The organism is Denitromonas iodatirespirans (assembly GCF_018524365.1).
Taxonomy (GTDB): Bacteria; Pseudomonadota; Gammaproteobacteria; order Burkholderiales; family Rhodocyclaceae; genus Nitrogeniibacter; species Nitrogeniibacter iodatirespirans.
On sequence record NZ_JAEKFT010000017.1, the window covers coordinates 68,631 to 88,846 of the forward strand.

Genomic DNA, 20,216 nt, shown 5'->3' on the forward strand with positions numbered 1-20,216 from the left:
CGGATTATAGCGCGAGGGCCGCCGCTTCCGGGCAGGAGATCACGGCAGCCGGCGCACGATCGCCAAGCGGCCGGAAGTGGGAGGCATCGTGATAGAAATCGGCCACCGCGTTTTCGCGCACCACGCCGGGAATGCCCAGCAGGGGCAGCGCCGACAGATCGCGCGTGGCGCTCAGCAGGCCGCGCTCGGCCACCTCGGTCGCCAGCCAGGCGTCGGCCCAGGCCAGTTGTCCGGTCAGCGGCATGTGCAGCACCGACTCGGGCACCGACACATACAGCGCCTTGGCGCACAGGCCATTGAATGGCGTGCGCATCTGGTCATAGGAAGCATGACCAAACATCAGGAAGCGTGTCGTCGCCTTGAGCCGCGCCCGGGCATCCCAGAATGCCGAGCGCCAATCGTGACCGGCCAGCGCCGCCAGCAGGGACGCATCGGTGCCGATGACCAGCAGGCCGCACTCATCGAACTGCGTCAGCGCGTCGCGCACGGGGCCGCGACCGCGGCTGCGTGTGGCACCGGACAGCGCGATCTCCTGCATGTGGCGCACGTTGAGCGCCGCCTTGGTGCGCGGGAAGACGGCCCACACCAGCGCATTGAAGTAGTCATGCCAGTTGTCCGTGCGGGTGGCGACCAGCCCGCCGTCGAACACCGCCTGCTCGTAGTCGGCGCCGATGCCGTCGGGCGCCACGAAGCGCAGCGCCTCGCCGCTGGGGCTCTTCAGCGCCGGCGCAGCCTCGGCGACCAACCGATTGAGCGCCACCAAACCCGGCAGGCGCTCGCCGCTGGCTTCGAGCAATGGCGCCAACGGCGCATACAATGGCCATCGGGCCAATGCCGCCGGGATCAGGTAGTCGGGCCGGTCGCTCATTGCGGCGCCGCGGCAGGCTCGAACACCGCCGTGCCGTCACGCATCACGAAGGTGCCGACCTGCGGGCCGGGCGGCGTGGCGGGCGCATCGGGCCAGTCCTGCACCAGACACTTGTCGGTGCTGGCCAGATACCAGCGACGGCCTTGGTGCAAGGCCCACAGCAGGTAACCGGCCTCGAAGACCTCCATGGCCGGCCCTTCTGCATTGCCCGGCCAGATGGCGACACGGCGCTGGCAGTCGGGCAGACGCGAGACGACGACGGCCTGCTCGATCTCGTCGGACCAGAAATAGCGCTGCTCGCGCACCAGCATCAGCGCGTGGTTCGAGCCGTCGATCATGTAGGCGGTGGCGGAGTTCTCGCAGCCGGCCAGGCCGAGCAGCAGGAGTGGCAACAACAGGAGGCGGCGGTCAGGCTTCATGGTGTGACGGCGGCGTTCAGCCCAGTTGCCAGGCGATGGTGCCGCCCGCGCGCAGCGGGATCAGCGGATCGTCGGGCAGGTAGTCGAGTTGCGCCGGCACCGGCATGTCGGCGCGGGTCAGCGTCAGGGTGTCGGTGTTGCGCGGTAGGCGGTAGAAGTCCGGACCGAAATGGCTGGCAAAGCCCTCCAATCGGTCGAGCGCACCGGCCGCCTCGAAGGCTTCGGCGTACAACTCGATACCGGCATGCGCGGTGTAGCAACCAGCGCAACCGCAGGCCGACTCCTTGGCGCCGCGCGCATGCGGGGCCGAATCGGTGCCGAGGAAGAACTTCGGGCTGCCGGAAACGGCCGCCGCCACCAGCGCCTCGCGATGGGTCTCGCGCTTGAGCACCGGCAGGCAGTAGTGATGCGGGTTGATGCCGCCGGCGAAGATCGCGTTGCGGTTGAGCAGCAGGTGGTGCGCGGTGATGGTCGCCCCCACGTTAGGGCCGGTCTCGCTCACGAACTGCGCCGCCTCGCGCGTGGTGATGTGCTCGAAGACGATGCGCAGCGCCGGGTAGTCTTTTGCCAGCGGTGCCAAAACGCGATCAATAAAGACACGCTCGCGATCGAAGATATCAACGTCAGCATGGGTCACCTCTCCGTGAACACACAGCACCATGCCCGATGCTTCCATCCGCTCGAGCGCCGGCCGGACCTTGTCGATGGCGGTCACGCCGGCATCCGAGTTGGTGGTGGCGCCGGCGGGATAGAGCTTCACCGCGGGGATGAAGCCGGTCGCCAGCGCGCGGTCGATCTCATCGGGCGCCGTATTGTCTGTGAGGTACAACGTCATCAGCGGATCGAACTTGAGACCGGCCGGCACGGCGGCGAGAATCCGGTCACGATAGGCCGCGGCCTGCTCGGTGGTCACCACCGGCGGGCGCAGGTTCGGCATGATGATGGCGCGGCCGAAGCGGCGCGCGGTGTCGGGCACGACAGCGGCCAGCGCGGCGCCGTCGCGCACATGCAGATGCCAATCGTCGGGGCGGGTGATGGTCAGTGTTTGCATGCTTGAACCTCGATTGCGTCGGGCGGGATTATAGGCCCGACTCGGTGTTTGATTTGATCGCCAGCGCACGCTGATAGAGCGCATTCTTCGGCTGGCCGGTGATCTCGGCCGCGAGCTTCGCGGCGGTGCGGGTAGGCAGTTCGGCCAGCAGCAGCGTCAGCACACGCTCGGCCTCGGCATCGAGCCCCTCGGCCGGCGGCGCGCCGGACACCAACAGCACGAACTCGCCGCGCTCGCGGTTGGCATCGGCATCCAGCCAGGCCTGCGCCTCACCCAGCGGCAGGCGGGCGATCTCCTCGAAGCGCTTGGTCAGCTCGCGCGCCACCACCAGTTCGCGCGCCGGCCCGAGCACCTCGGCCATGTCGCGCAGGCTCTCGCGCACCCGGTGCGGCGCCTCGTAGAACACCGTCACGTCGGCGCTCTCGCGCAGGGCCTCGAGCCGGTGCCGGCGCGCGCCCGACTTGGGCGGCAGGAAGCCGACGAAGTGAAAGCCCCCTTCGACGAAGCCGGCCACCGACAGCGCCGCGACCACCGCGCTCGGCCCCGGCACCGGCACCACCGGATGGCCCGCGGCGCGCACCGCCGCCACCAGCCGCGCGCCGGGGTCGGAAATGCCCGGCGTGCCCGCATCGGAGACGAAGGCCACCTGCTCGCCCGCGGCCAACCGGTCGACGATCTGCGCCGCGGCTCTCGCCTCGTTGTGTTCGTGCGCCGCCATCAAGGTCGCGGTGATGCCATGGGCGCTGAGCAGGCCCTTGGTGTGGCGGGTGTCTTCGGCGGCCACCACATCCACCGCGCGCAGCACGGCCAGCGCGCGCAGGGTGATGTCCTGCAGATTCCCCACCGGCGTGGCCACCACATACAATGACGGCGTCCTGGAAAGCGGTGATTCGGTGATGTCCATGAAGCGCCTGATCGACCAATGCAAGTCCGCCATTGTCGGCCGCGGTGCGCCCCAACGGCAAGCCGCCGGCCGCGGCGAGGCGGCCGAGCGGATCGCCGAGGCGCATCTGCAGGCGGCTGGGCTGAGCACACTGGCGCGCAATTTCCGCTGCCGCGGCGGCGAGTTGGACCTGGTGTGCCGGGACGGCGCCACCCTGGTGTTCGTCGAAGTACGCCTGCGCGGTCGTCGCGATTTCGGCGGCGCCGCGGCCAGCATCACCGCGCGCAAGCAGGCGCGCATCATCCTCGCCGCCCGCCACTGGCTGAGCCAGGCGGGGCGCATGGCCGACGCCCCCTGCCGCTTCGACGTGGTCTTGCTCGACGCACTCGACAGCGCCCGCCTGGAGTGGATCCGCGGCGCCTTCGAGAGCTGACGAGAATGTAACGAGGCGCGTCCACCGCGCCGGCCGCGAAGGCCCCGCATGCTAGAATCGGCGCTCGTTTCAGCCTACCGTTTCGCGGATTCCCGATGGATCTCGTCAGTCGCATTTCCGAGCAGTTCGAAGAGAGTATCGCCACCAAGCGGGCGGCCCTCGAGTTGCTCGCCGCCCCGATCGCCCATGCCGTCGACGTGATGACCGGCAGCCTGATGAACACCGGCAAGATCCTCGCCTGCGGCAACGGCGGCTCGGCCGCCGACGCGCAGCATTTCGCCGCCGAACTGGTCAACCGTTTCGAGATGGAGCGCCCGCCGCTGGCCGCCATCGCGCTGACCACCGACACCTCGACGCTGACTTCGATCGCCAACGACTACGCCTACGACCAGATCTTCGCCAAGCAGGTGGCGGCGCTGGGCCAGCCGGGCGACGTGCTGCTGGCGATTTCGACCAGCGGCAATTCGCCCAATGTGATCGAGGCGATGAAGATCGCCCATGAGCGCGAAATGACCGTCATTGCGCTCACCGGCAAGTCCGGCGGCCGCATGGCCGAACTGCTCGGGCCCGAGGATGTCCACCTGTGCGTCCCGGCCGAGCGCACCGCGCGCATCCAGGAGGTTCATCTGCTGATCCTCCACTGCCTGTGTGACGGCATCGATTGTTTGCTACTAGGAGTCGAATAAAAATGAGTCATCCCCTGCGTCGCACCGTCCTCACGCTGGCCCTTGTCGCGGGCGTCGTGCCCGCCCTCCAGGGCTGCTTCCCGCTGGTCGCCACTGGCGTCGGCACCGGTGCGTTGATGGTCTCCGATCGGCGCAGCTCCGGCGCCTATGTGGAAGACGAAGCCATCGAGTGGAAGGCTGCCGCCCAGATCAAGGAGAAGCTGGGCGACCATGTGCATGTCAACATCACCTCCTACAATCGCAACGTACTGCTCACCGGCGAGGCGCCCAGTGCCGCCGTCAAGGAGCAGTTGCCGCGCCTCGTCGCCCAGGTGCCCAATGTGCGCGGCGTTACCAACGACGTGCAGGTGGCCGGCCACAGCTCGCTGACCGCGCGCAGCAACGACGCGCTGATCACCTCCAAGGTCAAGGCGCGCATGATCGACTCATCCCAGGTGCAGGCGCATCTGATCAAGGTGGTGACCGAGAACGCCACGGTGTACCTGATGGGCCTCGTCACCCAGCCCGAAGCCGAAGCGGCCACCCAGGTGGCGCGCACCACGGCCGGGGTCAACAAGGTGGTGCGGGTGTTCGAATACATTTCCGACGCCGACGCCCGCCGGCTCGACCTGCTGCGCAGCGACAAGTAAGCGCCGTCGCGACCGCACCCAACCGCCCTCCGGGGCGGTTTTTTGTTGCCTGCGGCTCATGCGCTCTCGGTGTCGATCGGCAGCACCGTGTCGTACTTCACCTCGCGCAACACCACCGCGGTGCGTACATTGGCCACGCCGGCGATGGCGAAGATCTGCTTGTGCAGGAAGCTGTCGTAGGCCTTCATGTCGGGCACCACCACCTTCAGGATGTAGTCCGCATCGCCGGTGGTCGAGTAGCACTCGATCACCTCCGGATGGGCCAGCACCGCGCGCTCGAACTCGTCCACCGCCGTGCCCACATGGCGCGCCAGTGTCACATGCGCGAGCAGGCATTCCTTGAGGCCGATCGCTTCGCGGTCGAGCAGCACCGTGTGGCGGCGGATCAACCCTGCCTTTTCGATCTCCTTGAGCCGGCGCCAGCACGGCGTCGATGACAGCCCCACCCGTGCCGACAGCTCCTGCACCGACTGGCGCGCATCGCGCTGCAGCTCGGCAAGAATGCGGCGCACAAAGCGATCAAGCATCGATGCTCTCCAAATTGATACAAATCAAGAACACACATTCTCATAAAACGCGGTTTCCCAGCAAGTCAGGAACGCGCAGACCACTCATGCGGCCTAAGCTGTTATCACCATAAAACACGACGGGCGACACGGCCGGACATCCAGGCCGCCATCGACCCCACGGAGAGAGACATGCGCCATCCCGAATCCCGGGCGAGCGCGCCGGCCGTAGCGCTCGCCTTCCAGGCCGAGCCGGACGCAGCACTGGCGCGCCCCGACTACACCCTCAGCGACGCCTTCGAGGCCGAGCATGGCGTCGTCTTCCTGACCGGCATCCAGGCGCTGGTGCGCCTGCCGCTGATGCAGGCGCGGCTCGACCGCGCGCGCGGCCTCAACACCGCCGGCTTCATCAGCGGCTACCGCGGCTCGCCGCTGGGCGGCTACGACCTGGCGCTGTGGAAGGCGAAGCAGCACCTCGAGACCGCCGGTATCGCCTTCCAACCGGCCATCAATGAAGAGCTCGGCGGCACCGCGGTGCTCGGCAGCCAGCAGGTCGAAACCGACGAGCAGCGCACCGTCGATGGCGTGTTCGCCGTCTGGTATGGCAAGGGCCCCGGCGTCGATCGCGCCGGCGACGCGCTCAAGCATGGCAATGCCTATGGCGCCTCGCCGCATGGCGGCGTGCTGGCGGTGCTGGGCGACGACCATGGCTGCGTGTCTTCATCGATGCCGCACCAGAGCGATCTCACGCTCAAGGCCTGGCACATGCCGGTGATCCATCCCGGCAACGTCGCCGAATACCTGGAGTTCGGCCTCTACGGCTGGGCGCTGTCGCGCTTCTCGGGCAACTGGGTGGGCTTCAAGGCGATTTCGGAAGTGGTCGAGAGCGGCATGACGGTCGACCTCGACGCCGTGCGCCACGACTTCCCGCCGCCGGCCGACTACACCCCGCCCGCCGGCGGCCTGCACTACCGCTGGCCCGACCTGCCCAGTCTGGCGCTCGAAGCGCGCCTGGCCGACAAGCTCGACGCGGTGCGCGCCTTCGCCAAAGCAAACAGCATCGACCGCTGGATCCGCGCCACGCCCAAGGCCACGCTCGGCATCGTCACCGTCGGCAAGGCGCACTACGACTTCCTCGAAGTGCTGCGCCGGCTGGAACTGTCGCTCGACGACCTGGCCGAGGCCGGTATCCGCCTCTACAAGGTCGGCCTGGTCTTTCCGCTGGAGCCGACGCGCATCGACACACTGGTCGAGGGCCTGGAGGAGGTGCTGGTGATCGAGGAAAAGGCGCCGGTGGTCGAGGAGCAGATCCAGACCCTGCTCTTCAACCGCCGCGGCGCGCGAGCACGTGTGATCGGCAAGCACGACGCCGACGGCACACCGCTCTTGTCGGCGCTGGGCGAGTTGCGCCCCTCGCGCATCATGCCGGCCTTCGCCCGCTGGCTGGCCCGCCACCGCCCGGCGCTCGACCGGCTCAGCCATGTGTGCGACTTCACCGCGCCCGAGGTGCTGTCGAATGCCGGCGACGCCGTGCGCCGCCTGCCCTACTTCTGCTCCGGCTGCCCGCACAACAGCTCCACCAAAGTGCCCGAGGGCTCGGTCGCCCAGGCCGGCATCGGCTGCCATTTCATGGCCTCGTGGATGGACCGCTCGACCACCGGCCTGATCCAGATGGGCGGCGAGGGCGCCGACTGGTCGGCCCATGCCCACTTCACCCGCCGCCCGCATGTGTTCCAGAACCTCGGCGACGGCACCTACTTCCACTCCGGCAGCCTGGCCATCCGCCAGGCCATCGCCGCCCGTGCCAACATCACCTACAAGATCCTCTACAACGACGCGGTCGCCATGACCGGTGGCCAGCCGCACGACGGCACCATCAGCGTCGAACGCATCGCCCGTCAGGTGGAGGCCGAGGGGGTCAAGCGCCTGGCGGTGGTCAGCGACGAACCGGAGAAATACGACGGCGCCGGCGCGCTGTTCCCGCCGGGCACCACCTTCCACCACCGCAGCGAGATGGACGCCGTGCAGCGCACCCTGCGCGACATCGAAGGCGTCACCGCCCTCATCTACGACCAGACCTGCGCCGCCGAGAAGCGCCGTAGGCGCAAGAAGCACGCCTACCCCGACCCGGACCGCCGCATCTTCATCAACCCCGAAGTGTGCGAAGGCTGCGGCGACTGCGGCACGCAGTCCAACTGCCTGTCGGTGATCCCGCTGGAAACCCCGCTCGGGCGCAAGCGCCAGATCGAGCAATCGTCCTGCAACAAGGACTTTTCCTGTGTGCAGGGCTTCTGCCCCAGCTTCGTCTCGGTGGCCGGCGCCACGCTCAGGAAGCGTGTCGGCAAGCTCGACGCGGCCACGCTCGACCACCTCATCCACGACCTGCCCACGCCGCACACGCACCTGGACGACGCGCCCTACGACCTGCTGATCACCGGCGTCGGCGGCACCGGCGTGGTCACCGTCGGCGCGCTGGTGTCGATGGCCGCCCACCTCGACGGCCTGGCCAGCTCGCAGCTCGATTTCATGGGTTTCGCGCAGAAAGGCGGCGCGGTGCTGGCCTTCATCCGTTGGGCGAAGACGCCGGAGTTGCTCAACCAGGTGCGCATCGACACCCAGCAGGCCGACCTGCTGCTCGCCTGCGATCTGGTGGTGGGCGCCTCGGCCGAAGCGCTCCAGACCGTCCGCCACGGCCGCACCCGCATCATCGCCAGCGAACACCAGAACCCCACCGACCGCTTCGTGCGCGACCCGGACGCCCAGCTGCATGCCGACGCCCTGCTCGACAAGCTGCGCTTCGCCGCCGGCGACGAGGCGATGGAATCGGTCGACGCCTACGACCTCGCCCTGCGCCTGCTCGGCGACTCGATCGGCGCCAACATCCTGCTGCTCGGCTATGCCTGGCAGCGCGGCCGGGTGCCAGTCTCGCTGGCCGCGATCGAACGCGCCATCGTGCTCAACGGGGTGGCGGTCGACAGCAACCGCATGGCCTTCCACCTCGGCCGGCTGGCTGCCGAAAAGCCCGAGGCGGTGCTCGCCCTGGCCGAGGAACCGGCCCACAAGACGCTGACGCTGGACGCGCTGATCGCCCACCGCGTGGCGCATCTGACCGCCTACCAGGACGCCGCCTACGCGGCGCGCTACACCGCGCTGGTCGAGCAGGTGCGCGCGGCCGAGCGTGCCGTGGTCGGCACCGCCGCCCCCCTGCGCCTGACCGAGGCAGTGGCCTTCGGCTACGCCAAGCTGCTGGCCTACAAGGACGAATACGAGGTGGCACGCCTGTACACCGACGGCCGCTTCCTGGAGGAGCTGCGCGACACCTTCGAGGGCGAGCTCAAGCTGACCTTCCACATGGCGCCGCCGCTGCTGGCCAAAGTGGATGCCGCCGGCCGCCTGATCAAGCGCGACTTCGGCCCCTGGCTGATGAGCGCCATGCGCTGGCTGGCGCGTGGCAAGCGCCTGCGCGGCAGTGTGCTCGACGTTTTCGGCCGCACCGCCGAGCGGCGCATGGAGCGCGAACTGGCCCGCGCCTATCCGCAACTGATCGGCGCACTGCTCGACACGCTGGACGCCGAGCGCCTGCCCGCCGCCACCGCGCTGGCCGATCTGCCCCGCCAGCTGCGCGGCTTCGGCCATGTCAAACAGGCCAACCTGGCCACCGTCGCCGCGCGCGAAACGCCGCTGGCGCGGCAGCTGGGCGTCGCGCCGATCTTCGCGCCGGCACTGGAAAAGCTGCCGGCCATCCATGCCGCCGCGTCATTCAAAGGCATCCCGGTCGTCTCCGGGAAATAACGCGGGCCGGCGCCCGCGCGCGCCGGCCCGCACACCCCCCCTCCAAGGAGCAAGACACATGAAATCTTCGTTGCTGCCGTTGACCGCCGCCGCTGTCCTGGGCACCACCCTGTTCGCCCCGCTCGCCCATGCCGACACGGCCATGGCGGTAGCCAGCCGGCTCGACACCGTCGTCGCCAACAAGAAACTGACGGTGTGCACCACTGGCGACTACAAGCCCAACACCTATTTGAACCCGGAGACCAACGCCTTCGAAGGCATCGACATCGACCTGGCCAAGCACCTGGGCAAGAGCCTTGGCGCCGAAGTCAGCTTCGTCAAGACCTCCTGGCCGACGCTGATGAAGGACTACGCCGCCGGCATGTGCGACATCGCCGTCGGCGGCATCTCGGTCACGCTCGACCGCGCCCGCCAGGCCTTCTACTCGGCCCCACTGGCCCGCTCCGGCAAGACGCCGATCACCCGCTGCGAGAACGTCGCCAAGTTCCAGACCCTGGAGCAGATCGATCAGCCCGACGTGACCGCCATCGTCAATCCGGGCGGCACCAACGAGCGCTTCGCGCGCGCCAGCCTGAAGCAGGCGAAGATCGAGGTGTACAACGACAACGTCACCATCTTCGACCAGATCCTGCAAGGCAAGGCCGACCTGATGATGACCGACGCGGAAGAAACCCTGCTACAGCAGAAGCTGCGCCCGGGCCTGTGCGCGGTGCATCCCGAAGCGCCGTTCACCTTCTCGGAAAAGGCCTTCCTGCTGCCGCGCGGCGACGAAGTGTTCAAGCACTATGTCGACCAGTGGGCGCACCTGAGCCGTGAGGACGGCAGCCTGCAGAAGATCGTCAAAACCTGGCTGCCCTGATCCGCCCGCCCGGCGCCCGCACTCACGCGGGTGCCGGGCGCTCGAACGGAATCGACACGCGGAAGGTGGTGCCTTCGCCGACCGTGCTGCGCACCGTGATCCGGCCACCGTGTTTTTCGACGATGCCGTAGGACAGGGCCAGCCCCAGGCCGGTGCCCTGGCCGACCGGCTTGGTGGTGAAGAAGGGGTCGAACAGGCGGCCGAGGTGTTCGTCGGGAATACCGCAGCCGGTATCGGTCACCTCCACCCACACACCGTCGGCGCCCTGGCCAGTGCGCAAGGTGATGGTGCCGGCACCGGCAATGGCCTGGCCGGCATTGACAATGAGATTGAGAAACACCTGGTTGAGCTGCGAGGGCAGGCACTCGACCGGGGCGATCCCGGCGTAGTCGCGCACCAGCGTGACCCGGTGCTTCATGTCGGTCAGCGCGATGTTGGCCGTGGCCTCCAGCCCGCGTTCGAGCGAGGCGCTCTGCCATTCGTCGTCGCTGCCGGCATGGGAAAAATCGCGCAGATCTTGCACGATCTGCCGCACCCGCTGGAGCCCGTCATGCGACTCGTCGAGCAGCGCCACGACATCCTCGCGCACGAAGTCCACATCGGCCGCCGCGCGCGCCGCCGCGTAGGCCTGCATCGCCTCGCTGTCCGGCGACAGGTTGGCGCGCAGACTCCGGTCGCAGGTGTCGAGCAGCGCGAGCAGACTGCCCACGTACTGGCGCAGCGTGGACAGATTGGTACCGACGAAACCCACCGGGTTGTTGATTTCATGCGCCACCCCGGCCGCCAACTGGCCGATCGAGGCCAGCTTCTCGGACTGCAGCAGTTGCTGGTGCGTCGTCTCCAGGGCCTGGTTGGCCGCTTCCAGCTCGGCATTGCGCTCCTTGAGCGCCGTCTCGGTGCGCAGGATGTTGGTCACGTCCTGGCCGAGCGTGAAGACGCCGATCACCTCGCCGTCCGGCGCGCGATGCGGCGCCGTGCTCACCTGCAGGTAGCCGTCGCTGCCGTCGGGCCGGACGAAGGCGCGGTGATAGGCGCTCGGCACGCCCGCCAGCGCCTGATGAAAGTACCCCTCGATCTGGGCATACACCGCATCGCCCACCAGCTCGCGCAGGGTCTTGCCGTCCTGGCCCGGTTGCGTGGCGCCGAAGATCAGCTCTCGCTCGTTGCTGTAGACGCAGCGCAGATCCGCATCGAAGAAAGCCAGCTTGCCGGGCACATTGTTCATCACCAGATCGAGCTGGCGCGCGCGTGCCTCGGCCTCGCGCTCGGCCCGCTTGCGCGCCGTCACGTCGGTCCAGATGGTGACGAAGCCCCCGCCGGGCAAGGGCTCGCCGCGGATGTCGATGACCGAGCCGTCGGGGCGGTCACGCTCGAAGTGATGCGGCTCGCGCCGGCGGGCGCGTTCGACCAGCTGGTCGGCCAGCACCTCCGGATCGCCTTCGCCATACTCCCCGCGCCGCGCGTTGAACAGGAACATCTCGCGCAGGCTTGGCATGCCATGGTCGAAGAGATGGTCGGGAAAGCCGAGCATCTGGCGCGCACGCCGGTTGAAGATGCGCACGTTCGCACCGGCATCGACCAGCGCCACGCCGACCGGCAGGTTGTCGAGCAGGACGGCGATCTCGGCGGCATCGTCCGGCGCGGGCGACACCTCCGCCGTGGCCGTGGGCTGCGTTGCGTCGTACACCGGGGGGGTCATGCCCTACTCCTCTGAAGAAAACGCGAGCCACCCCGGGCGGCCTGACCCCCGCGGGAACTGGGCGACGCCCGACTCAGGCGGCGCTCCCTGTTATCTCGGCCGGCCGCCACCGGACTTTAGCCGGGCGCTTGACCGTCGCCCGCGTCAGTCGCGACACTGGCGCTTGCCATGAACACACCTCCCCTCAAGGGCCGCGGCACCGGCGAGCGCCCGGACAGCCGCTTTGCCGACTGGCAGCGCGAAGCCTGCGACGACGGCTGGCCGGTGCAGGACGACACCCCGGCGCCGGCCACCGAACTGATGATCGACACGGCGCGCTCGGTGATCAGCTACAACCAGTCGCCCGACGTGCCCTTCGACCGCTCGATCAACCCCTACCGGGGCTGCGAGCATGGTTGCGTCTATTGCTTCGCGCGCCCGAGCCATGCCTGGCTGGGCCTGTCGCCGGGCCTGGATTTCGAGACCCGCCTGGCCTGGAAGCCCGACGCCGCCGCACGCCTGCGCGAGGAACTGGCCGCGCGCAGCTATCGTTGTGCGCCGATCGCGCTGGGCGTCAATACCGATGCCTACCAGCCGGTCGAGCGGCAGCTCGGCATCACGCGGGAGATTCTCAAGGTGCTCGACGCCACCGCGCATCCGGTGGTGATCATCACCAAGTCGGCCCTGATCGAGCGCGATATCGACATCCTGAGCACGATGTCGCGCCGTCGTCTGGTGCAGGTGATGGTGTCGGTCACCACCCTGGAGCCCGACCTGGCGCGCACGCTGGAGCCGCGTGCGCCGGCCCCGCACCGGCGCCTGCGCACCATCGCTGCGCTGGCCGAGGCCGGGGTGCCGGTCGGCGTGCTGTTCGCGCCGCTGATCCCGGCGCTCAACGATGCGGAAATGGAAACCGTGTTGGCCGAGGCGGCCGGGCGGGGCGCCAGCACGGCCGGCTACGGCCTGCTGCGCCTGCCGCGGGAAGTGGGGCCGTTGTTCGAGGGCTGGCTGCGCGACCATGCGCCCGAGCGGGCCGAGCATGTGATGAGCCTGCTGCGGCAGCTGCGCGGCGGGCGGGTGAACGATCCGCGCTTCGGCCAGCGCATGCGTGGCACCGGGCTCTTTGCCGATCTCTACCGCCAGCGTTTTGCGCTGGCCTGCCGGCAACTTGGTCTCGCGCCACGCCATCTCGCGCTCGACACCGAAGGCTTTCTGCCGCCGGGCGACACGCGCCAGGGGTGCCTGTTCTGACGCGTGGCGAGCCGCTCCGCCACGCCCGAAAAATGCTCAGGCGCTCAGCCCTGGGTCGCCAGCGTTTCGTACAGGCCGACCACCAGGTTGAGCTGCTCGAGAATCCGTTCGCTGGTGGTGGCGACGGCCTTCAGCGCCTTGGGCGAGTTGTCCTGGGACAGCGCGTTCTCGAAGAAGAACCACTGCTGGTCGGCCAGCGCCAGTTCGCTGGTGATCCGGGCCGAATTCTGCGGCGCTGCCTTGAGCAGGCTGAAGGCGGCGATGAATTCCTCGCGCGCCTTGGCCAGGGCCGCCACCGCCGCTTTCGACTCGACGCCGTAGCGCGCGAAGAAGACGAACTTGGCCATGCGCTGCGACAGCATCCGCTGACGCCCGGCGACGTTGATCAAGTGCCCCACCGGCGAGCCGGACGAGCGCTCGTAGGCCAGCGTGGCGGCATGCGCGGCGCCGAGCACCGCTTCGTTGCGCGCATAGAGCTGGGCGGCTACCTCCGGCGACGGCGGGCTGAGCAAGACCGTGCGGTAGCTTTGCCAGTCGGCCGCCAGCTGCACCAGCGCCGTCTGCACCTCGGTCGTGGGTTGCAGGCGCGACAACTCGCTCATCTGCGTCTCGAACAGGCTCATCGACGACTGCAGCAGCGGCCCGGCCATCTCGGGCGCCACGCCGAGCGCCTGCATCAGCCAGGCCTTGGCGCAGCGTTGCGAGAGCATGCGCTGGCGGCCCGCCTTGTTGATCGCCTGCGGCAGGGTCAAGGCGGCTTCCGCAGTGCCGACGGCAGCCGCGGGGGCCGCCCAGGCGCCGGGCAGCATGCCCAGGCCGGCCATGCCGGCGGCGGCCTTGATGAGGTCTCGTCTGTGGATCATCGCGTCACCCAAATCGGGAAATGGAAGCATGCTCTAACGGCCGGGCGCCGGATTCCTTGATGCAGGGCAACATGCCCGTCGATACGCGTCAGGCGGTGCCGCCGACCGTCAGCCGATCGATGCGCAGGGTCGGCTGGCCGACGCCTACAGGCACGCTCTGGCCGTCCTTGCCGCAGGTGCCCACACCGGGGTCGAGGGCCATGTCGTTGCCGATCATCGCCACACGGGTAAGCGCGTCGGGGCCGTTGCCGATCAGGGTCGCGCCCTTGACCGGACGGGTCACCTTGCCCTTCTCGATGAGGTAGGCCTCGGCGGTCGAGAAGACGAACTTGCCCGAAGTGATGTCCACCTGCCCACCGCCGAAATTGACCGCGTACAGTCCGCGGTCGACCGAGGCGATGATCTCCTGCGGGTCGTGCTGGCCGTTCAGCATGTAGGTGTTGGTCATGCGCGGCATCGGCAGATGGGCGAAGGATTCGCGCCGGCCGTTGCCGGTGGGGGCAGAGCCCATCAGGCGGGCATTGAGCATGTCCTGCATGTAGCCGGTAAGGATGCCGTCCTCGATCAGCGTGGTGCACTGCGTCGGGTTGCCTTCGTCGTCGACGGTGAGCGAGCCGCGCCGGTCGGCCAGCGTGCCGTCGTCCACCACGGTGACGCCCTTGGCCGCCACCTGCTGCCCCATGCGGCCGGCGAAGGCCGAGCTGCCTTTGCGGTTGAAGTCGCCCTCCAGGCCGTGGCCGATGGCCTCGTGCAACAGGATGCCGGGCCAGCCCGAGCCAAGCACCACGGTCATGGTGCCGGCCGGCGCCGGATCGGCGGCCAGGTTGACGCTGGCCTGATGCACCGCGGCGCGGGCGTATTCGCGCAGGCGCGTGTCATCGAACCAGGCGTAGTCGAAGCGCCCGCCGCCACCGCCGCTGCCCTGCTCGCGGCGCCCGTTCTCTTCCATGATGACGGTGATCGACACGCGCACCAGCGGGCGCACGTCGGCGGCCAGGTGGCCGTCGTTACGCGCCACCAGGATGGTCTCCCAGGAGCCCACCAGGTGGGCCATCACTTCCTTCACCCGGCCATCTTCGGCACGGGCGAACTGTTCGAGCCGCTCGAGCAGGCGCACCTTGTCGGTGTCGGCCAGCGACAAGAAGGGGTCGATGCCGCGGTAGCGCGAGGGCGCCGTCACCGCCGCGCCGATGCGCGTGCGCCCGTTGCCGCCGGCCTCGCCGATGGCGCGGGTGGCATCGGCCGCGGCCATCAGGGCCGGCAGGCTGATGTCGTCCGAATAGGCGAAGGCGGTCTTCTCGCCGCTGATGGCGCGCACGCCGACGCCCTGGTCGATGTTGAAACTGCCCGACTTGACGATGCCCTCTTCGAGGCTCCAGGCCTCGGTGCGGTGGTACTGGAAGTAGAGGTCGGCGTAGTCGACCCGGTGGGCGTGCAGGCGGCCGAAAACTTGCTCCAGCGCCGACAGGTCGAGGCCGGTCGGCGTCAGCAGGTGGTTTTCGGCGATGCTCAGGGCTTGCGTGTGATCGGTCATGGTGTCCACATCGGCCGCCGTTCGGGCGCGGCCTGTTCGATGAATTCAGGGAAGGCGGCGGTGCTTGAGCGCCGGCAGGCGGGTGCGCACGTCGCGCAGGCGCGCGGGGTCCATCTCGGCCACCACCACGCCGGGCCCTTCGGCCTGACGCGCCAGCACCTCGCCCCACGGATCGATGATCAGCGTATCACCATAGGTGCGCCGCCCGCTCGGATGGCGGCCGCCTTGCGCCGGGGCCATCACGTAGCACTGGTTCTCGATGGCGCGGGCACGCAGCAGCACCTCCCAGTGGGCCAGCCCGGTGGTGTAGGTGAAGGCCGCCGGCAGCACGATCAGGTCTACCGGCCCCATGGCGCGAAACAGTTCGGGAAAGCGCAGGTCGTAGCACACCGACAGGCCGACCCGGCCGCAGGGCGCGTCGAAGGTGACCACCGCCTCGCCCGGCTCGATGGTCTCCGCCTCGTCGTAGCGCTCGGCGCCGTTGTCGAAGCCGAACAGGTGGATCTTGTCGTAGCGCACCACCCGCTCGCCGTCCGGGTTGAACACCAGCGTGGCATTGCGCACCTTGTCGCCGGCATCGGCGACCAGCGGCGAGGTGCCGCCGACCAGCCAGATACCATGGCGCCGGGCGGTCGCCTGCAAAAAATGCTGGATCGGTCCGTCGCCGTCACGCTCGCGCAGGCGCACCTTGTCTTCCTCGTCGCTGCTGATGAGCGGGAAGTACTCGGGCAGCGCGATCAGCTGCGCGCCGGCGGCGGCCGCCTCGGCCACCAGCTCGCCAGCCATCTTGAGATTTTCGTCCACCGCCGGACCGGACACGGTCTGGATGGCGGCGATGCGCACGGGCGCGTCAAAGCTCATGTCACTTACTCCCGGCGCCGCCCTCCGGCGGCGCGGCCTCGATGCGGGTCACCACCGGATCGCTCCAGGTGCCCGTCACATGGTATTCGAAGGCGAAGGCTTTCTCGACCGGGTCTTTCAAGGCTTTCTGCACCAGGTAGGTCACCACCCCGGCCACCGGGTTGACGGCCCCCAGCGCGGCGCCGACGGCCACCGATTCGCTCAGCGTCGGTTGAACGTTGACGTTCAGATCCTGGGTTTCGTTCTTGACGTTGGCCGAGCCGCGCATGAAGACCTTGGCAGACGGGCCGCGGATCTCCAGCGAATCGGTGCGCAGCACGCCCTGATCGACATCGATGCTACCGGAAATGCTGTCGAAGGCGAATCCTTCGCTGAACACGTCGCGGAAGTCGAGCGTGATGCGGCGCGGCAGCGACTGCAGGCTGAGGACGCCGAGCAATCGCCCGACACCGGGTTCGAGCTTGCGGAACTGGCCGTTCTCGGCATTCAGGGTCAACATGCCCTTCATCGTCGCCACATTGAGATCGGTCGGCGCGCCCTGCCAAGCCACCTTGCCGGCCAGCTTGGCGCTGCCGCCCTGCACCGCTTCGGCATGGCCCAGGCGCTTGAGCAGGGCGCCCGTATCGGTGCTGTCGAGCGAAAAATCCAGTTCGGTGCGCGCCGGCGCCTGCGGCCACCACTGGCCCGAGCCGGTCAGCACGCCGTCCGCGCTGGCCAGTTTCAGCTGGTTCAGATGCCACAGGCCGCCGCGGTTGAAGGCCGTCACTTCGAGGCGCCCGAGCTCGAGGTCGCGCAGGCCGAAGCGCTCGATCACCACATCCAGCGCCGGCAGCGATTCGAGCGGCTCGAGGTCGGCCGCACCTTCGGCCTCGGCCTCGCCCTTCTTGAGCAGCAGATGACTGAAGCGCGCATGCACCGCGCCCTCGCCGCCCTGCTGCCAATCGATCTCCCCGGCGGCCTCCTTGGCGCGGAGCTTCACCCGCCAGCGATCCTTGTCCTGCCGGGCCTCGGCCCGGACGGCGTGAAGATCGGTGCCAGCCACCGTCAATCGCGGCGTATCCAGGACCACGCGCTCGATCGGCAGCGCGCCGCCCGCCTCCGACGACATCGACGACACGGCGCGCCAGGCATCCACATCGACATGCGGCTGCGCGATGGCGATGCGCACACCGCGCTCGCCCGCCGGCACCGGCGCGCCTATGCCCAGGCCGCCGCGCAGCGGTGCGCCCTCGTCGCGCGGAATCGTCAACTGCAGGCTCGCCCGGTCGGCCAGCTTCGCCTCCAGGCTCACCGGCGCGCCCGGCTGCACCTTGAAGGCGGCGCGCAGCGGCCATGCCTCGGTCGCCGACTTGTTGAAGGGCGCCGGCAGGCTGCTGGAGACGCCGGACAGCGGCGCCTCGACCACCACCTCCGCCTCGCGCCCGCGCACCACGACCTGCGCCGACCACGGCGTCTCGCCGGACAGATGGGCCAGCGCCGGCCAGGCATAGGCGGCCTGCAACGCCGCCATCTGCGCCTCGCCGCGCGCCTCGAAACGCACGCCGCGATCGGCCAGGGTGGTGGCCGTCAGTTGCAGCGGCTTGCCGAACAGCGTGCCGCTCGCCTGCGGAATGCTCAGTGCGTTGGCGGTGAAATTGACCTGCCCCGCGGCATCGGCGATGGGCGCCAGGCCCGGCACCAGCGTCAGCGCGTTGTCCTTGAAGCGATAGCGGCCGGTCACCTCGGTGTCGGCCACATGGCGGAGCGGCATCACCAGTTTGAGATCCAGCATGCCATCGCCCTCGGCGCGCATGTCATCGGTGAAGCCATCGATCCGCGCGCGCACCGGGCTGTCGCCGACGAAGCGCAGGAAGTCCTGCGTGCCGCCCGTGGCCACGCCGGTGATGGTCAGCACCTCATCCGGCACGTCGAGATCGGGCAGCACCACCCGCACCTTGCCCAGGCGCACGCCATAGATGCGCCCCTGGTTGGCGGTGATCTCCATGCGCGCGCCTTCGAAGCGCAGCCCGCCCTCGATCGCCTCGATGGCCGGCCAGGCCTTGGCGTAGTCGAGCTTGGCGCGGCTGATCCGGCCGGTGATGAGGAAGATGCCGCCGCCTTCGCGGAACGGGAAGTCCGCCAGGTCGCCCTGCAGGCGCAGGCGCACGTCATGCGCACGGCCGGCGGTGATGCTGTCGCGCAGCCACACCCGAGTGTCCTGGTTGACCACCTTGGGCATGTAGCGCCAGACCGCGGTGCCGTCGGCTTCGCTCAGGCGTGCCTGCAGATCGATCACCCCCGGCCCGTCGACGCTCGGCGCGTAGTAGCCGCTGGCCTCGCCCTGGGCATCGGCATTGGCGAAGCGGGCGCGGTCCAGCGTCACCCGCAGCGCGCCGTCACGCCGCTGCCAGCCGCCTTCGGCAAACAGGGTATCGAAGCCCAGCGGCGCCTCGAACACCGCCGGCAGATCGAGCGTCATGCTTTCGCTGTCGAGCGTGTAGCGGCCGCTGCCCTGGTTGCCGGCCAGGTGCCCGCGAATGCCGCCCAGGCCCGGCAGGTTGTCGCGTGCCCGCATGCCGACGCCGTCGAAATCGGCCGACACCTGCCAGGCCGACGGCGCAGCGGCCTCGCCGGTCCATTGCAATTGCACCTGGCTGAAGCGCCCGGTCGGCGCCAGCGCGGCCAGGCGCGAGCGCACCGCCTCGTCGAAAGGCAGATGGGCCCCCAACGCCGACAGGGCCGCCAGATCGAGCTGGTTGACCTCGACCCGCGTCACCTGCCCGGCGCCGTCGCCCTTGCGGCTGATGCGCAGATCGGTCGGCGCGATGGCAATCCCATCGCCGGCGTCGAGGCTCAGGCCACGACTGGTGAGCACCGTCTCGGTGGCGCTCTTCTGGGCGCCGAGCCGGCCGGCCACTTGGTCCAGCACCAACTCGGGCAGATCCTCGCCGAGCCGGGCACGCGCATCGCGCAGCGCCAGATCGGCGGTGGCCGCCACCGGTTGCCCCGCCTGCAGACTGAGCCAGACACGGGTGTCGCCGAAGCCGGTCAGCCCGGCCGGCATATCGACCCAGGCGTGCAGGCTCTCCAGCGAAGCACGGCGCACCGCGGCGTAGAGCCGGCCGGTCCATGCCGTCGGGGCCTGCTCGTCGAACTGTCGCAGGTCGGCGCGCATGTCGATCGACTCGGCCAGCGGCCCCTCGGGCTGCATGGTCAGGCCGAGGGCATGGGTGCCGAAGCCCTTGACCAGGCGGAAGTTCACCTCGTTCAGACGCAGCGGCGGCGCCTGGCGCAACGCATCGCGCCAGATCACGGTCGCGCCGCGGACGACAATCTGGCGTTGCGCCATCAGCCAGCGCAGGGCCTCGCCATCGCCCCCTGCCGCGGCAGCGACCGGCAAGCCGGCGACGGAGAAGCCGCCTTGCGCATCGCGCGCGATATGCAATTCCGGCGTCTGCACTTCGAGCCGATGGAAGTAGGGCCGCAGTTTCAGGATCGAGGTCCACGCCAGGGTGGCATCGATCTGCGGCAACACCAGGGCCGACTCGCCCTCGGCGTCGCGCAGCACGACATTCTTCAGATGCAGGCGCGGGCGCAGGCCCGACCAGTCGGCCTCGATCGCGGCGATGCTCACCGGCACCCCCAGCGCGATCTCGGCCTGCCGGGCGATCGGCGCGCGCCAGCGTTCGATATCGGGCAGCACCGCGTAGCGCAAGACCAGGAAGGCGATGCCAAGCAGGAAATATAGCGCCAGCGCGCCTGTCAGCAGACGGCTGCGCCAACGACGGGCGGGACGCGGCCCGGCGGGCTCGGAGTTGGGCACGGCGGAAGTGATTTGAGTATCCTGAGCAACGGGTGCATCAAAGGGCAGCGCGCTGCCAAGGGGGTGCCGACAGCGGCCGCCTGCGACCCGCTCATTCTATC

16 protein-coding genes are annotated in these 20,216 nt (G+C 69.1%); 6 read left to right on the forward strand and 10 right to left on the reverse strand.

Annotated features, from left to right (window positions below; translation table 11 throughout):
* Positions 1-4 precede the first annotated feature (4 nt).
* Genes I8J34_RS15090 through rsmI form a run of 4 tightly spaced genes read right to left on the reverse strand, consistent with a single transcriptional unit; the run spans position 5 to position 3,242 of the window.
* A complete protein-coding gene (locus tag I8J34_RS15090; RefSeq protein ID WP_214362453.1) occupies positions 5-868 on the reverse strand; it encodes a DUF3025 domain-containing protein in 864 nt (287 codons plus the stop codon).
* On the reverse strand, positions 865-1,287 hold the full coding sequence (locus I8J34_RS15095) for a hypothetical protein (protein WP_214362454.1): 423 nt from the start codon (positions 1,285-1,287) through the stop codon (positions 865-867). The genes I8J34_RS15090 and I8J34_RS15095 overlap by 4 nt, the downstream gene beginning before the upstream one ends.
* 16 nt (positions 1,288-1,303) lie before the next feature.
* Positions 1,304-2,338, reverse strand: a complete 1,035-nt coding sequence (pyrC, locus tag I8J34_RS15100; RefSeq protein WP_214362455.1) for a dihydroorotase — start codon at positions 2,336-2,338, stop codon at positions 1,304-1,306.
* A gap of 28 nt (positions 2,339-2,366) precedes the next feature.
* Positions 2,367-3,242, reverse strand: a complete 876-nt coding sequence (rsmI, locus tag I8J34_RS15105; protein ID WP_214362456.1) for a 16S rRNA (cytidine(1402)-2'-O)-methyltransferase — start codon at positions 3,240-3,242, stop codon at positions 2,367-2,369.
* On the opposite strand from rsmI, the gene I8J34_RS15110 reads away from it, so the two are divergent.
* From I8J34_RS15110 to I8J34_RS15120, 3 genes are all read left to right on the forward strand, one after another.
* Positions 3,241-3,654 carry a YraN family protein gene (locus I8J34_RS15110; protein WP_214362457.1) on the forward strand — a complete coding sequence of 138 codons (414 nt, stop codon included), beginning with the start codon at positions 3,241-3,243 and terminating at the stop codon, positions 3,652-3,654. The genes rsmI and I8J34_RS15110 overlap by 2 nt on opposite strands.
* A 95-nt stretch (positions 3,655-3,749) precedes the next feature.
* The gene (locus I8J34_RS15115) at positions 3,750-4,340 is read left to right on the forward strand and encodes a phosphoheptose isomerase (RefSeq protein ID WP_214362458.1); all 591 of its coding nucleotides are present in this window, start codon (positions 3,750-3,752) and stop codon (positions 4,338-4,340) included.
* Between the two features lie 2 nt (positions 4,341-4,342).
* Positions 4,343-4,969 (forward strand): BON domain-containing protein, encoded by a 627-nt coding sequence (locus I8J34_RS15120; RefSeq protein ID WP_214362459.1) that lies wholly within the window; start codon positions 4,343-4,345, stop codon positions 4,967-4,969.
* Positions 4,970-5,025: 56 nt separating this feature from the next.
* On the opposite strand, the gene I8J34_RS15125 is transcribed toward I8J34_RS15120, so the two are convergent.
* Positions 5,026-5,496, reverse strand: coding sequence for an Lrp/AsnC family transcriptional regulator (locus I8J34_RS15125; RefSeq protein ID WP_214362460.1), 471 nt, complete (start codon positions 5,494-5,496; stop codon positions 5,026-5,028).
* Between the two features lie 171 nt (positions 5,497-5,667).
* Between I8J34_RS15125 and I8J34_RS15130 the strand changes: the two genes are divergently transcribed.
* A complete protein-coding gene (locus I8J34_RS15130; protein ID WP_214362461.1) occupies positions 5,668-9,267 on the forward strand; it encodes an indolepyruvate ferredoxin oxidoreductase family protein in 3,600 nt (1,199 codons plus the stop codon).
* Positions 9,268-9,325: 58 nt separating this feature from the next.
* Positions 9,326-10,126 (forward strand): transporter substrate-binding domain-containing protein, encoded by an 801-nt coding sequence (locus I8J34_RS15135; RefSeq protein ID WP_214362483.1) that lies wholly within the window; start codon positions 9,326-9,328, stop codon positions 10,124-10,126.
* 22 nt (positions 10,127-10,148) lie between these two features.
* Here the strand turns inward: I8J34_RS15135 and I8J34_RS15140 are convergent, their stop codons facing one another.
* On the reverse strand, positions 10,149-11,825 hold the full coding sequence (locus I8J34_RS15140; RefSeq protein WP_214362462.1) for a PAS-domain containing protein: 1,677 nt from the start codon (positions 11,823-11,825) through the stop codon (positions 10,149-10,151).
* Positions 11,826-11,993: 168 nt separating this feature from the next.
* On the opposite strand from I8J34_RS15140, the gene I8J34_RS15145 reads away from it, so the two are divergent.
* Complete coding sequence (locus I8J34_RS15145) at positions 11,994-13,055, forward strand: PA0069 family radical SAM protein (protein ID WP_214362463.1); 1,062 nt, start codon at positions 11,994-11,996, stop codon at positions 13,053-13,055.
* Between the two features lie 44 nt (positions 13,056-13,099).
* On the opposite strand, the gene I8J34_RS15150 is transcribed toward I8J34_RS15145, so the two are convergent.
* The 4 genes from I8J34_RS15150 to I8J34_RS15165 form a co-directional block, all read right to left on the reverse strand.
* Entirely contained in the window at positions 13,100-13,918 is an 819-nt protein-coding gene (locus tag I8J34_RS15150) for a type IV pili methyl-accepting chemotaxis transducer N-terminal domain-containing protein (protein ID WP_214362464.1), read from the reverse strand.
* 88 nt (positions 13,919-14,006) lie between these two features.
* On the reverse strand, positions 14,007-15,452 hold the full coding sequence (gene tldD, locus I8J34_RS15155) for a metalloprotease TldD (RefSeq protein WP_214362465.1): 1,446 nt from the start codon (positions 15,450-15,452) through the stop codon (positions 14,007-14,009).
* A 45-nt stretch (positions 15,453-15,497) separates the two neighbouring features.
* Positions 15,498-16,313, reverse strand: a complete 816-nt coding sequence (locus I8J34_RS15160; protein ID WP_214362466.1) for a carbon-nitrogen hydrolase family protein — start codon at positions 16,311-16,313, stop codon at positions 15,498-15,500.
* Position 16,314: 1 nt separating this feature from the next.
* On the reverse strand, positions 16,315-20,115 hold the full coding sequence (locus I8J34_RS15165; RefSeq protein WP_214362467.1) for a YhdP family protein: 3,801 nt from the start codon (positions 20,113-20,115) through the stop codon (positions 16,315-16,317).
* Positions 20,116-20,216: the final 101 nt, after the last annotated feature.